Here is a 14,215-nt window from a genome sequence, read left to right as displayed (position 1 = left end):
CAGGTCCGTAAATCTCAAACCTTTATCACTGATATGGCAAAGAAAAACTTAAAAGCCAGTTACCAGAAAATGCTCGAATGGAACCAGTATCGGGCAGAAGAAAATTCAGGGTCACTTAAAAAACTTCTTCAATTGCTTTCCGAACTGGACCGTGAGTCAGAAGCTGACGAGACGTATGAAAAGGACATCGACGATTTGGAGTCACTGAAATTTATTTACGAAACCGGCATCCGAAAATTTGAGAGCCAGGTCGATAAATATAAGGCGCTTATTGCCCAACTTTCCTGAGAAACCGGGCATTTGCTCTCATCAGGATTTCGATTTCACCAGGGAAACAACTTTCTTAAATCCTGTAAAGATCAGGAAAGCAGCAAGCCCCATCACCAGCCCAATTCCAAGTTCTTTCACCGTAGCCGGAATTCCTGGGAAAAGATGATGGAAAAATTCAATGTTGTGCGCGAAAATTCCTCCTGAAACCAGAAGTAATGCAACTGTTCCAACGGCGCCCAGGATTTTGATAATCACCGGAAGTGCCCGCACCAGTAAATTGCCCAGTGCATTAAAGAAGCCCTTACCTCCTGATTTTTTAATGAGCTTATGACCGGCGTCGTCCATGCGGACAATCAGCGCTACAATTCCGTAAACGCCAACTGTTGCTACGAGTGCAACCGTGGCAACAGTCAGGATCTGGATCGTCAGGTTTTGGTCCAACACACTGCCAAGGGCAATAATGACGATCTCCACCGATAAAATAAAGTCAGTAGTGATTGCAGATTTGACTTTTGTCTTCTCTATATCGGTTTTCGCGATTGTTTCTCCCTGTTCCGTTTCTTTGATAACGGAATGTTCTTTTTTGGGATGATGAAAAAAGTATTCGATTATCTTTTCAACACCTTCATAAGCCAGGTATAGCCCTCCCAGGATAAGGACGTAACTGATCGCCGCTGGCAGAAACACATTGAGCAGCAATGCTATGGGGACAATGATGAGCTTGTTGATCAGCGAGCCTTTTGTGATCGCCCATAAGACCGGCAATTCCCTGTCGGACAAAAAACCGGTTGCTTTTTCTGCATTTACCGCCAGGTCGTCCCCCAGGATCCCCGCTGTTTTCCTTGTTGCCACTTTTGTTGCCAGCGCAACGTCATCCATCAGAAAAGCGATATCATCTAAAATTGCAAAGAAACCGGACGCCATATTGATATTTAAATTACAAGATTCATTCAAGACCGGACTTCACCGCCAGGATTTGTTAGAACACCTTTCCGGTGCGAATAACAGGCTAATGTAATTTAAAATATTATACCATCATGCCGGCAGGATGCATTCCAACGTCCTCTGGGCTACTATTTTTCGTCTGCCGGAATATGTTTCCAGCGGTCATGTGACCAGAGCCAATGTGCAGGTGCGCGGATGATGTTCTTTTCCAGTAAGTTATAATAGCTGGCCGTAATGTTCAGGGGAAGGCTCTGTGAAGAATGGTCGGAAACGAGGTGGAAGGTGTAATCATAATGAAAACGCGCCTTCTTAATGCATTCCAGATATACCACAACGGCATCCGATACGACGGCCAGCCGCTCACCGCCGATCTGGGCAGAAGTTTTCTGGCCCAGGAAACTAACGAAGTGCTTCCCGCTGGCAGGCGCCGGACGCTGGTCTGCGATTACAACGACCAGCGATGGCCGTTTGAATTGTTTCAACGCCGATAATGCACCGCGGTAAAAATATTGTTTGGCAATCAGGTTAACACCAAAAAAAGAGCGCATTTTAAGCAGCTTGGCATTGAGCCAGTGATTAGATACAGGCGTGAAAGCAGTAAAAACTTTAAATTTTACGACCTTAGGCAGATTGATCAGATATTCCCAGTTACCATAATGTGAAGCTAGTAAAACAACATTCCTGTTATCGCTGTAAAAATTTTCCAACAGCTCCGGATTTGTGTAGTTAGCGAGCTCTTTTCGCCTTTTTGCACCTATAATCATATGCAAAAACGGTTCGACGACAAGGTCGCTCAGATGCCGGTAATAATGCTTAATGAAGACTTTTATCTGCTGCTCCCCACGCACGGGGAAAGAGCTGGACAGGTTTTTCCGGATTACGTCATACCTGTATTTAAGTATATGGAAAACAATAAAGTAAACCATAGCTGATAATGCTCCCGCTATGGTGAGCAGCAAGTTGAAGAAGGCAGAAGTAAGCCATTTTTTTATAGGCTTAATGAATTCCATATGTTGTAAAGGGATTGACTTTTTGCATTGTATTGCTCTAAGAACATTATTCGGGACAGCTATGTTTCCTTTTTTTACTAAAGATAAAATGCGATGTCCCAAAAAACGCATTTCTTGCATCAGAATACGACTTGCTGAACATGGACTACCCTTCTGAAAAACCATTCGAAAATAACGATCATCTGATCCTGGAAAGAGAGCGGAAAGTGCTGCAAGAAATTCAGAAAAGCGAAAGAGAAAAGTCGTTTTTACTGGATTTTAGTAATGATATGACTGCCGTCCGCACGAAAGACGAGCTTGCAGCGGTGATCAAAACAGCATTGCGAAAGCTGGACCCGCATGGTGGTTATGTGATCAGGTGCATGAATCCGGACGGGAAAACGATGACTGCTTACCTGCACGATCCCGGATCATCAACATTTGATCCGGCCTTAATGGAAAGCGTGCTGGCGGAAAAGCATCCCATCGAGGATGGTCTGCAGAACCGCATATTGAACAGCAACATTCCTTTGTTGTTCAATGTCGAGCGGGAGCTGGCCCGGGGCAACAGATTATCATATCTCGAGCTTTGGAAAAATATGAATTTCAAAACGATGGTTGGCATTGCGCTGCGCAACCATAACAGCAACATTGGATTGCTTTGGCTAAGCATTGATGAGATCAATATTCCGATTCTGCAAGGGATATGCGCGCAGATTTCCACAGCCATTTCCAATATTGTAGCCAACGAACAAATACTGCATTATAAGCGGCAGTTAGAAGAAGAGAATGATTATCTCAAAGAGCAGCTTACCAGCAGTTTTGCTGAAATCGTAGGCAGCGGCAAGGCCATGCAGGAAGTGTACCGATTAATCTCTCTGGTATCGAACAGCAACTCCACTGTGCTGCTTTTAGGAGAAACTGGCACAGGCAAAGAGTTGATCGCCAGGGCCATACACAATGCGTCGCCGCGGAGTAAGAAGTTGATGATCAAGGTTAATTGCGCCGCAATGCCTGCCAGTCTGATTGAAAGTGAGCTGTTCGGGCATGAACGCGGCGCTTTTACAGGTGCTGTGGAACGGCGGATCGGGAAGTTCGAGCTGGCCGATCACAGCACGCTTTTTCTGGACGAAATTGGTGAAATGCCGCTCGAAGCACAAGTGAAATTACTGCGGGTTTTGCAGGAAAAGGAAATGGAGCGGGTAGGGGGCAAAAGCACCATCAAGCTCAATGTACGCGTCATCGCCGCAACCAATCGGGATCTGGAAGCAGAAGTGAAGGCAGGTCGTTTCCGTTCTGACTTATATTACCGCCTCAATGTTTTTCCCATCAATCTGCCGCCCTTGCGTGACCGGGCAGAAGACATTGAGAACCTGACCGGCTTTTTTCTATCCAAATACAGTAAAAACGCAGGCAAAAAGAGCATGCGTATTTCGGCGAATGCATTGCGGCAATTACAAAGCTACGTTTGGCCCGGAAATGTCCGTGAACTCGAACACCTTATCGAACGCAGTGTGCTGCTTGCTGCGGGTAATGTGATCAGCGAAGTGTTTTTGTCACCAAGATCTAATGACAATACCGAGTTGGCCGGAATGCTTCCCAGCCGTTCGTTGGAGGAGATGGAACGGGTTTATATTATCCAGGTCCTCAAACGTTGCAAAGGAAAAATCTCAGGACCGGGAGGTGCCGCAGAAATATTGAAGATCCCTGGAAACACACTGCATTCCAAGATGAAGAAACTGGATATTTCCAAAGCCGAATACTACGGAGAATGAGTGCTGCCCGATTTGTCGGTGTTGTTCGTAACACTTAATTTAGTGAATTACATCGTGTTTTCACTGTATTTAGTGAAAATGAAATGTCATTATTTTGTGTTAAACCATTGAAATCCAATAGATTGACTCTTTGGCATTATATATGATAATTACGTAGTGTTTGCAAGACTTTAAACACTAAAATTTCAAGTTATGAAAATTGTAATTATCGGCGGAACAGGGTTAATCGGTTCAAATGTTGCCAAAAAACTTCGCCAGCTGGGTCACACAGTTATAGCAGGATCTCCTTCAACGGGCATTAATGCATTAACGGGCGAGGGCCTTTCCGATGCGCTCGAAAATACAGATGTCGTGATAGACTTGTCCAATTCAACCTCTTTCGAAGAAGGCCCTGCGATACAGTTCTTTGAAACCGTGGGCCGCAATATCCTTACCGCAGAAACCAGTGCAGGTGTAAAACATCACTTGATACTTTCTATTGTAGGCACGCACGTAATGGGCAGCATGGGTTATATGCGGGCGAAGAAAATCCAGGAGGACCTGGTTCAAAAGTCGGGTGTTCCTTATACCATCATCCGAAGCACGCAGTTCCAGGAATTTGTTCCTACCATTACAGCCGGCTCTGCTTCCGGTGACGCTGTGCACATTTCAACTGTTGATTTTCAGCCCATTGCTGCTGAGGACGTTGCGGCATTTGTTACGCAATTCGCCGTGTCGGAGCCAGCCAATGCCATTGTTGAAATCGCTGGTCCCGACCGGGCTTCCATGAGCGATTTTGTTGCAAAATATTTGGATAAATCCGGAGATGAGAAAACCGTGGTGGCAAATGATCGAAATGAATATTTCGGAGTTGTGATTCCTAAGTCTGCATTGGTTCCGGAAGGAAAGGCAAATTTGGGCAAAATCCATTTCAGCGATTTTCTGGATTCGCTGGCGGTTAAAGCTTAGGTTTAAGCGTAACGGGAGTTATTTTGTTTAGCATTAAAAAAAGGGCCGCCGGTTTTGAAACCGGCGGCCCTTCTAATGTTCGACAATTAAGCCGGGATTTTTCTTGGCTTTTCACGTTCCCAGAACCTGTGCTGGGAGATTGCCAGAATAAATTTATCCGCAAGCTGACCAACGTCATCCAAAACAACCAACCCTTCTTTCAGGATGGTTGCATCATCATAATCAGCCGGAAGCTTTTTGCTGAAATAAGTCGCTTCCAAAACCTGGATCGCGGAAAGATCGGAAGCAATAGGCTTACAATGTTTAAACGCCTCATTCAGGAAATGGACTGCGTCTGCTTCTGCCTCGATGCTGGCAACGCTGTTCGTTCCGCCGGGCACATATACCGCATCGTAAAGGACAGATGCTGCTGTCAGAAATGTATGGTCGACTGGAAGCTTGGTATCACTTTCAGTCATAATATAATTGTGACGGGTCGAAATGATTTCCACAACTGCCCCAGCGGACACGAGTGCATCTCTTACGGTGGTTATTGACTTCTCGTCCACGCCATCAGCCGCGAGAAACGCTATTTTGCGCGTTTGAATGCTGTCTTTGGGCGTATTAACCATGCTCAGTGCATCCGAAATGGTTACCACTGATTCCTTCATTACTGAATCGTAATCAGCCGGATCGCCATCTGCTGGTATGCTGTGGTTAATCGGAAGTTCCGGATCCTGAGGCACATGTACACGAAGCGCGAATGCAACCTCTGCAGCAAGACCTTTGTCAATCAGCGAAAGAATGCCAACCATACGCTGACGGATCTCAACAGTCTTCACTTTCCCCAGTTCGAAGCTAAGCGCGTCCACAATGTGGTTTTTTTCCGGATCAGACTGGCTGTCAAAAAACAGCTTAGCCTGGCTGAAATGGTCGAAGAAGCTTTTGCTTCTTGCCCGTATTTTTTTTGCATCAATCCTTTCGGGATAAGAAGTAAAACCACCTTCCGACGCCTTAGCCTGAGCAGGGAAACCGCCGCCTAATGTGTTCGGATTGTAGCTGGATTTCCCTCTGTTAATCGTCTGGCGCATATGCCCGTCGCGCTGATTGTTGTCAACCCGAACGATCGGCCGGTTAATGGGGATCTCCTGGAAATTAGGTCCGCCCAGACGCAACAGCTGCGTATCTGTATATGAAAACAATCTGCCTTGCAGAAGTGGATCGTTGGTGAAATCGATTCCCGGCACAATGTGTCCCAAATGGTATGCAACCTGCTCTGTTTCTGCAAAGAAGTTGTCGGGATTGCGGTTAAGGGTCATTTTACCAATGCGCTGCACCGGAACGAGCTCTTCAGGAATTATCTTCGTTGGGTCCAGCAAGTCGAAATCAAATTTGAATTCATCTTCTTCCGGAACAATCTGCACGCCAAGTTCCCACTCGGGGAAATTGCCTGATTCGATGGCATCCCATAAATCTCTTCTGTGGAAATCAGGATCTTTCCCTGAGATCTTCTGCGCTTCGTCCCATGCAACGGAATGCACACCCAACAGCGGCTTCCAGTGGAATTTTACAAAATGTGAAACGCCTTCTTCATTGATAAAACGGAAAGTATGGACGCCAAAGCCTTCCATCATCCGATAACTGCGCGGTATAGCACGGTCGCTCATGAGCCACATAATCATGTGTGCAGACTCCGGCATCAGAGAAATGAAATCCCAGAATGTATCATGAGCTGAGGCTGCCTGTGGCATTTCATTGTCCGGCTCAGGCTTAACAGCATGAACCAAGTCCGGGAACTTGATGGCATCCTGGATAAAAAACACGGGCATATTATTGCCTACAAGGTCAAAATTGCCTTCCTGTGTATAAAACTTTACAGCAAATCCCCGGACATCACGGGCAAGATCCGTAGAACCCTTAGAACCGGCAACTGTCGAAAACCGGACAAATACAGGCGTCTCGATCGATGTATCATTCAGGAATCCAGCTTTGGTGACAGCTGACATCGGCTCATAAACTTTAAATACACCATGCGCACCAGATCCACGCGCGTGAACAACCCTTTCAGGTATACGTTCGTGGTCAAAATGCGTCATCTTTTCGCGAAAGATAAAGTCTTCCAGCAACGTTGCGCCCCGGTCTCCCGCTTTCAGGGAATTCTGGTCATCGTTGACCCGAAGCCCGGTGTTGGTGGTCATGAACTCTCCGGTACTATCGGTTGTATGGGGCGCCAGGTTTGCCGTTTTCTCATTTTCCTGGTTGGCATTTGAGCCCTCAGATTCTTTATTATCTATCATAAATATTCGTTGAAGGTTTTAATTAAGCTTCCTCGGAGGCTTTGTAATTGACATCATTCTCAGCAACCTCGGTCAAAAGTTGATCGGCCAGTTTCTCTTCTTCCAATGTTTTGGCAAGAATCTCGGCCACATCTGTCAGGTTCAAAGTGCTTGCCAGCTGCACCAGGCCGCCATAGGTAGCAATTTCATAATGTTCCACTTTCTGAGAAGCCAGGATAATCCCTACGTCGCGCGTAGCAGTTCCTTCATCCGTGCTTTCAATAATTCCTTCGCCTTCTTTCGAAAGGCCTTCCATAGCATCACATTTTTTGGCAATTGCATCCACACCCAGCAAGTCGAAAATCACGACCAACCGGCTTACATGCTCAACAGTTTGTTCAAGATGCTGCTCAATTGTAGAAGCCAGTTTTGGCGATGTGGCAGACTTGATCATTTTTGGGAGTGTCTTAACTAAATGATTTTCAGCCCAGTAAATATCGCGAAGACTGTCCAGAAACAGCTCCATCAACGCCGGCTCAGCGCCTGCGGAAGTTTTTGTTTTAAATTTTGGCTCAGAGCCCGTGCTAGCGTCCATATGTTATTGTCGTTAGTTGAGCCACTCTTATAGCAAAACCCGTACCCGATCGGGGATTGCTCTGAGAATAGTTGTTTTTTATTTAGTATGACATTCTAAGCAAAGTAATTTGAAGTTTTGAACAAAATGAGCGCGCACCGGACCGGGTAATTTTGTCCTATCACTTTTAAATAAAAATGACATGGGACAAAACAATAATCAGGGAGCTTTACAACAGCCAATCGGCTCGGGCTTTCATGCAACATCAACTGCGGACGACGTAATCAAAGGAATCGACCTGACGGGAAAAATCGCAATCGTAACTGGCGGCAACACGGGTATAGGCCTGGAAACCACCCGGGTTCTGGCCACAGCCGGCGCTACGGTGATCGTTCCGGCCAGGGACATAGAGAAAGCCCGGAAAAATCTCGCAGGCATTCCCAATGTGGAGTTGGGGAAAATCGATTTTATGGATCCGGCTTCAATTGATGCATTTGCCGCAAGTTTTATGGCAACAAACAGGCCGCTCCATATATTGATCAACAATGCGGGCATTATGTGGGTGCCTTTACGCCGGGATGTCCGGCGAATAGAATCACAGCTGGCAACCAACTATTTAGGTCAATATCAACTCACCGCGCGGTTATGGCCAGCCCTCAAAAAGGCCAACGGCGCACGGGTCGTTAACGTGTCATCGCTCGGGCATCAGATGGCACCGTTCGATTTTGAAGATCCTAATTTTGTTCATCGCGAATATCAAACCCTGCAGGCTTACGGGCAATCGAAAACGGCCAGCAACTTATTTACGCTGGCGCTCAATAGTCTGGGTGAGCAGTTTAATGTGCGTGCATACTCGTTACATCCCGGCTCCATACACGGCACGGAGCTGGGCAGGGAAGCCTCTCTGGAATTATTTCAGCAAATGGGTTTTATGGATTCAGCAGGTAATTTGTTACCCGAAGTTTTAGCAGCATTGAAAACGATCCCGCAAGGTGCAGCAACCACCGTTTGGTGCGCTACCAGTCCGATGCTCAAAAACATGGGCGGCGTGTATTGCGAAGATGCAGACATAGCCCGGCTCAGCCCGAAAGAAGATACAGGGCAAAGTGGTGTCCAGGCCTATTCGTTGGATATGGAAAGTGCCAGGAAATTGTTGGTATGGAGCCAACAGGTAACCGGCATTCCATTCGGCGCGGGCGCTTCACTTGTGCAATCGTAAAGCTTGTCAGGGCGGGGAGCGGAAGCAACCCGCAACTATTATTTTTAGTTGATTATTATTACATTCAAAATCTCACACATGCCGCCCAGGCATCAGAGGCACGCTTATATGGATCACATTTCAAAATACCTGACCAGGGAGATCAAGCTTTCCAGCTATGACGACAAGCTTTTTAAATCGGACCTTATGTTCGATGATCATATGCTGATTTGGTTTATTTCAGGTGAAACCAAAATCATACAGGCGGACATAACCTACTACTTTAAAACGGGGGACATTTTTCTGATTCCCAGAAATGAGCTGGCGACCATTGTAAATTATCCCAAAACCGGACAACCGCACAAAACAGTGGTTATGCATTTGTCCAAAGAGCGGCTCAAACGGTTTTACGAAAAAATTGAGATTAATAAAACGAGCGGACAGCAGCGGAAGATTTTCAGCTTTACCAATCACCCGTTTCTGGAAAGTTGCCTGGCTTCCTTGGTTCCTTACTTCGATGTTACCGGCCAGTTTCCGGAAAGTATTGCCACATTGAAAATTACCGAAGCCATTACCATTTTGAGGGAAATCGACAAAACGGTCGACACCGTGCTGGCAAACTTCGATGATCCAGGAAAAATCGACCTGATTGATTTTATGCAGCGCAATTTTATGTTCAATATGCCGATGGAAAAATGGGGTTATCTGACGGGCCGCAGTTTGTCGACATTCAACCGGGATTTCAGAAAGTTATTTCAGGTAACTCCGCAAAAGTGGCTGACGGATAAAAGGCTCGAACTGGCACATTATCAATTGGCAGAAAAAAAGAAAAAACCCACAGAAGTGTATCTCGAAGTTGGTTTTGAAGATCTCTCCCATTTTTCGTTTGCATTCAAAAAGAAATACGGGATTGCACCAACGCAGTTGCTACATGTGACACATACCCCGGCCTCTTCCTACCGTCCCGACATTGTTACTTCATGATGCCTCCGCTTTTTTGTCTTGTATTCCGTCGGCAGCATGTTGAACTTGGCTTTGAAGGATTTGGCAAAATAATTCGGCGCGGTAAAACCCGTCATGTAGGAGATCTGTGAAATGCTCAAATCACTGTTTTCCAATAGTAATGCTGCCTTTTCAAGTTTGATTGAGCGGATGAACTCAATGGGCGTTTGTCCGCTCATTTCCAGGACTTTGCTGTATAATGTTCCCCGGCTCATGCCGACGTGCTTGCTGAGATTTTCCACGCTAAGTTGGGCAGTATGCAGGTTGTCCTCAATGTAAGACAGCATATCTTTCAGCAGTTTTTCCTGGCTGGATTCCATCTGCGGTGCTTCACCCGACACCTGGATGTGCCGGGAGTAAACGCCTTTGAGAAGCCGGTTAAGCAGGATCAGATTGTTGATCTTAGCATTTAATATTTCAAAATTAAAGGGTTTGGTCAGATAATCATTCGCTCCGGAATTGAGGCCTTCTAGCTGCTGCTGCTCGCCTGTGGATGCCGTCAGAAGAATGATAGGGATGTGTTTGGTGCGCTTGTCGGACTTGATTTTCTGGCTCAAAGCAATGCCGTCCATTTCGGGCATGGCCACGTCGCTTACAATCAGTTCGGGATGGTGGCTGAGCGTTTTTTGCCAGCCTTCTTTGCCGTTGCTCGCTTCTATAACATGATAGAAGGGCATCAGGCTTTCTTTCAGATAATGTCTGAACTCGTCATTATCTTCAATGATCAGCACATTGGACGGATCTTCCAGATTGGCCTTTTCCGATTTAGCAAAGCCACTTTCCGTTTCATTCAGCGTTTTAGGCGTTGAGGCAGGCTGTTCGGTCACAGGAATAAGTTGCTCTGCAATCGGCAGTTCCACTGTAAACGTGCTGCCCGCGCCCGGCTGACTTACAAGATTTATTTTTCCCTGGTGCAACTGCACAAACTCGCGCACAATGGACAAGCCGATGCCGCTGCCCTGGTTCAGAACCGTCAGGTCCGTATCGCTCTGGAAAAAGCGGTCAAAGATCTTTTCGTGCTGATCCTCCGCAATGCCTATTCCGTTATCCGAAATGTTGATTTGAAGCCAGTGCTTTCCTTCAACATCCGTTTGCTGCTGAACATTTAAGGCCACTTCGCCGCCTTTTGGTGTGAATTTAAATGCATTGGAAAGCAGGTTAAACAAAACCCGTTCGAGCTTGTCCGCATCGAAATCCATCGCAAGCTGCTCCGGCGCACTATCAATTTTGAACTGAATCCCCTTACGGATGGAAAGATCACTGAACTGGTCGCAGGTGTCTTTGATAAATAGAATAATATCACGGCGTTTCAGGTCGAGCTTCACTTCCTGTTCCTGCATATTTTTGAAATCCAGCAACTGGTCCACAAGGTTCAGCAGCCTTTTCGCATTGCGCTTAATGGCATTGACCGGCGGATGCAGCTCGGTGGATCTGGTCTTGACGAGCAGGTTGTCAACAGGGGCAAGGATAAGTGAGATCGGCGTCCTGAACTCGTGGCTCAGATTGGTCAGAAACTTGATTTTCATCCGGTCCAGTTCCTGCGCACGTTCCACTTCCGCACGCTGTTGCTGCTCTTTAAATTGCCGTTGCAGCTTTTGAATGCCGCGCTGCCGCATATAGTATACAATCGCGAATGGCGCAAGAATGTAAAAAATGTAAGCGTAAATGGTCAGGTAAAAAGGTGGTTTCACAATCACGGCCACCGACTTGGTCTGCGGACCCCAGTTAATGCCGTCACCGCTGGCCTGCACTTCAAAAACGTATTTGCCCGGGCTCAGATTCGTATAACTGGCAAAGTTGGTAAGCCCTGTTTCGTTCCATTCCGACTGCATGCCCACCAGCCGGTGCCGGTAATGCATTTGTTTTGGATTGGTATAATCGAGCGCGGCAAAACCGATTGAAAAATTCTGCTTGTAATCCAGGCTAATGGTCTTGGCAACGGTAATGTCAGCATCAATAAAGTTCGAATCGGCGGGGGTAATGCTGCGATTACCAATTTTCAGGTCTTTTAAAATGATCGGCGGAATCCGTTTGCTGTCAGGCAAACTCCGTGTATCGATGTAGTTAAACCCAGCAATGCCGCCGAAAAAAAGCGTGTTATCAGCCGCGCGGATGCCCGAGCCAAGCACGAATGTCCGGTCCTGAATGCCGTTATAGGAGGTGTAGTTGATGAATTTTTTATTTTTTAAATCAAGATAGCTGATTCCCTGGTTGGTACTGACCCAAATCCGCCCCTGCGCATCTTCCAGCACTTTGTTAACAATGTTGCTGGCGAGCCCTTCCTTTGACCCATAAGTTGAAAACTTCCTGGTACGCGGGTTGTATAAAGCCAGCCCTTCACCCGATGTGCCCGCCCAGATGTTCCCTCTGCTGTCTTCCAGAAGAGAAAAAACAATGTTGCTGGGCAGTTCGCTGCTTTGCTTGTCCAGCAACAGCGTTTTCTTCGTTAACGGATCATACACAGCAATGCCGGTGCCGTGCGACGCCACCCAGAGTTTGCCTTTACTGTCCAGCATGAGATCACGGATATAGCCGTTCAGCGGAATGCTGCGCTGCAAAACGGGAACCCCCACATCGTGAAATCTGGTAAACCGTTTCGTTGCAGGATCAAACAAATGCACACCGCCACCATTCGTGCCCACCCACAATTGGCCGGACGTATCTTTTTCCAGGCAGAAAATCTCGTTGTTACTCAGGCTGGACGAATCTTTTCCCCTCATATATTGGGTATAAGCGCCTGTTTTAGGGTTAAACTGAAAAAGCCCGTCCTGAAAGGTCCCGATCCAAAGCTCGTTGTCCGCAACCAGTTCCAGCGTCAGGATAGCAAGCCCGGACGCTGCATTCTTGTTTTTTGGATTAATGGGAAATTTCCGGAACAGATTGGTTTGCCGGTTATAAAGATTTAACCCGCCGCCGTCGGTGCCTACAAAGAGCTCACCCGATCCGGTCTCGGCGAAGGATGTCACAAATGGCGCGCTCAATCCGTATGGGTCATTCACATCTGACCGCTTCAAGCCAAAGATTGCCAGGTTTTTATCGTATTTATTTACCCCGCCCTTATAAGTGCCAAGCCAGCAAATCCCCTCATTATCAATGAGTATACTCCGCACCGATTTATTGCTTAAACTAAACTGCGTCCTTGCATCCGGGCCATAGCGCGTAATGTTGCCGCTTCGGGTATCCAGCATATTCAGGCCGGCATCCGTGCATATCCATAGTTGATAGGCGTTTTCCCAGGTAACTGCAAACACCATATTGGTGCTCAGGGAATTCTTGTTGTTGGGGTCATATTTAAAATGCTTGACAATCTGCCCATTCGCATTGAGCTTGAAGACTCCGCTGAATGTGGCGGCCCAAATGTTCCCCTCGCGGTCTTCAACAATAGACTTCACCGTGCGCGCACCGGCTTCGTCGGGCAGTGATTGCAGATAGTTAATATATTCCTCGCTTTTATCAGCCGGATCCATTTTGAACAATCCATTCCTGGATCCGATCCACACCCTTTTTTTGCTGTCTATCGCAATGCCGAGGATCATTCCTTTGGAAATCTGGTCAGGCATGTTGGGCCTGGATGCGAATGTGCTGATCTGATGGCTTTCCGGGTCCACATTAATCAGCCCTGCCGTGGTGCCGACCCAAAGTTTTCCCGTGGCATCGCTGGTGATGCTCGTTACGCTATGGGGGGACGGAATGATCTCGAATGAATCTTTTCTTCTGTTATAAAGGTGCAATCCGCCTTCGATCGTGCCAACCCAGATCCGGCCTTTGCGGTCCTGATGCAGGCAGGAAATATCATTGGATCTTAGTGAGGTGGAATCCTTCTTATCATGCCGGTAAACGATGACATCCGTGCCGTCGAACCTGCTCAAACCATCGTCCGTTCCGAACCACATCAGTCCATACTGATCTTTCAGAATGGCCGTCACAGTATTTGATGATAACCCGTCTGTTGATGTCAGCGACGTAAACTTGGGCTCAGCAGGCTGCGCCCATGCTGCAAATGTCGCTGCACAGCATGCGATTATCAGGCAGATAAAACGGAATGTGAGAAGAATCTCTGAACGCATTGATATGATAGGGTTAAAAACGGAGCCCGAGTCGAAAGTTATCCCAAAAATGCAAGTTTGTCCCAGAATCGGGCATTTTTTTAGCCCTTTTGAACAATTGTATCCTAAATATGAACAAATGTGCTCACAGCAGGCTGCCTTGCTGCGCTACTTTTGTCGACAATAAATCAAATAATATCTGGAAAAAGTGAT

Annotated in this window: 10 protein-coding genes; 5 read left to right on the top strand and 5 right to left on the bottom strand. The window is 46.9% G+C overall.

Annotated features, from left to right (window positions below; translation table 11 throughout):
- Positions 1-33 precede the first annotated feature (33 nt).
- A complete protein-coding gene (locus LZG74_RS10040) occupies positions 34-288 on the top strand; it encodes a hypothetical protein (RefSeq protein WP_233796445.1) in 255 nt (84 codons plus the stop codon).
- 21 nt (positions 289-309) lie between these two features.
- On the opposite strand, the gene LZG74_RS10035 is transcribed toward LZG74_RS10040, so the two are convergent.
- Together LZG74_RS10035 and LZG74_RS10030 are read right to left on the bottom strand one after the other, a co-directional pair.
- Positions 310-1,194: a DUF808 domain-containing protein gene (locus LZG74_RS10035; protein WP_233796444.1), complete on the bottom strand. Its 885-nt coding sequence runs from the start codon at positions 1,192-1,194 to the stop codon at positions 310-312.
- A gap of 149 nt (positions 1,195-1,343) precedes the next feature.
- Entirely contained in the window at positions 1,344-2,225 is an 882-nt protein-coding gene (locus tag LZG74_RS10030) for a lysophospholipid acyltransferase family protein (protein ID WP_233796443.1), read from the bottom strand.
- Between the two features lie 140 nt (positions 2,226-2,365).
- On the opposite strand from LZG74_RS10030, the gene LZG74_RS10025 reads away from it, so the two are divergent.
- Both LZG74_RS10025 and LZG74_RS10020 read left to right on the top strand, forming a co-directional pair.
- Complete coding sequence (locus LZG74_RS10025; protein WP_233796442.1) at positions 2,366-3,979, top strand: sigma 54-interacting transcriptional regulator; 1,614 nt, start codon at positions 2,366-2,368, stop codon at positions 3,977-3,979.
- Between the two features lie 192 nt (positions 3,980-4,171).
- Positions 4,172-4,927: an SDR family oxidoreductase gene (locus tag LZG74_RS10020; protein ID WP_233796441.1), complete on the top strand. Its 756-nt coding sequence runs from the start codon at positions 4,172-4,174 to the stop codon at positions 4,925-4,927.
- An 86-nt stretch (positions 4,928-5,013) separates the two neighbouring features.
- Here LZG74_RS10020 and LZG74_RS10015 read toward each other — a convergent pair whose 3' ends face one another.
- Together LZG74_RS10015 and LZG74_RS10010 are read right to left on the bottom strand one after the other, a co-directional pair.
- A complete protein-coding gene (locus LZG74_RS10015) occupies positions 5,014-7,203 on the bottom strand; it encodes a catalase (protein ID WP_233796440.1) in 2,190 nt (729 codons plus the stop codon).
- A 22-nt stretch (positions 7,204-7,225) separates the two neighbouring features.
- The gene (locus LZG74_RS10010; RefSeq protein ID WP_026629808.1) at positions 7,226-7,777 is read right to left on the bottom strand and encodes a ferritin-like domain-containing protein; all 552 of its coding nucleotides are present in this window, start codon (positions 7,775-7,777) and stop codon (positions 7,226-7,228) included.
- A gap of 181 nt (positions 7,778-7,958) precedes the next feature.
- Between LZG74_RS10010 and LZG74_RS10005 the strand changes: the two genes are divergently transcribed.
- Together LZG74_RS10005 and LZG74_RS10000 are read left to right on the top strand one after the other, a co-directional pair.
- Positions 7,959-8,975: an SDR family NAD(P)-dependent oxidoreductase gene (locus LZG74_RS10005; protein ID WP_233796439.1), complete on the top strand. Its 1,017-nt coding sequence runs from the start codon at positions 7,959-7,961 to the stop codon at positions 8,973-8,975.
- A 108-nt stretch (positions 8,976-9,083) separates the two neighbouring features.
- Complete coding sequence (locus LZG74_RS10000; RefSeq protein WP_233796438.1) at positions 9,084-9,938, top strand: AraC family transcriptional regulator; 855 nt, start codon at positions 9,084-9,086, stop codon at positions 9,936-9,938.
- Here the strand turns inward: LZG74_RS10000 and LZG74_RS09995 are convergent.
- A complete protein-coding gene (locus LZG74_RS09995) occupies positions 9,911-14,023 on the bottom strand; it encodes a hybrid sensor histidine kinase/response regulator transcription factor (protein WP_233796437.1) in 4,113 nt (1,370 codons plus the stop codon). The two genes, LZG74_RS10000 and LZG74_RS09995, sit on opposite strands and share 28 nt — an antisense overlap.
- Positions 14,024-14,215 lie beyond the last annotated feature (192 nt).

Origin of the sequence: Dyadobacter sp. CY327 (assembly GCF_021390415.1) — a bacterium.
Taxonomy (GTDB): Bacteria; Bacteroidota; Bacteroidia; order Cytophagales; family Spirosomataceae; genus Dyadobacter; species Dyadobacter chenhuakuii.
The sequence above is the reverse complement of the archived record's forward strand: the minus strand, read 5'-3'. Positions and strand labels throughout refer to the sequence as shown.

What these genes read in the sequence shown, in the direction of transcription:
- LZG74_RS10040 (WP_233796445.1), top strand. Translation starts at nt 34, where the DNA reads ATGGCAAAGAAAAACTTAAAAGCCAGTTACCAGAAAATGCTCGAATGG.
- LZG74_RS10035 (WP_233796444.1), bottom strand. Translation starts at nt 1,194, where the DNA reads ATGGCGTCCGGTTTCTTTGCAATTTTAGATGATATCGCTTTTCTGATG.
- LZG74_RS10030 (WP_233796443.1), bottom strand. Translation starts at nt 2,225, where the DNA reads ATGGAATTCATTAAGCCTATAAAAAAATGGCTTACTTCTGCCTTCTTC.
- LZG74_RS10025 (WP_233796442.1), top strand. Translation starts at nt 2,366, where the DNA reads ATGGACTACCCTTCTGAAAAACCATTCGAAAATAACGATCATCTGATC.
- LZG74_RS10020 (WP_233796441.1), top strand. Translation starts at nt 4,172, where the DNA reads ATGAAAATTGTAATTATCGGCGGAACAGGGTTAATCGGTTCAAATGTT.
- LZG74_RS10015 (WP_233796440.1), bottom strand. Translation starts at nt 7,203, where the DNA reads ATGATAGATAATAAAGAATCTGAGGGCTCAAATGCCAACCAGGAAAAT.
- LZG74_RS10010 (WP_026629808.1), bottom strand. Translation starts at nt 7,777, where the DNA reads ATGGACGCTAGCACGGGCTCTGAGCCAAAATTTAAAACAAAAACTTCC.
- LZG74_RS10005 (WP_233796439.1), top strand. Translation starts at nt 7,959, where the DNA reads ATGGGACAAAACAATAATCAGGGAGCTTTACAACAGCCAATCGGCTCG.
- LZG74_RS10000 (WP_233796438.1), top strand. Translation starts at nt 9,084, where the DNA reads ATGGATCACATTTCAAAATACCTGACCAGGGAGATCAAGCTTTCCAGC.
- LZG74_RS09995 (WP_233796437.1), bottom strand. Translation starts at nt 14,023, where the DNA reads ATGCGTTCAGAGATTCTTCTCACATTCCGTTTTATCTGCCTGATAATC.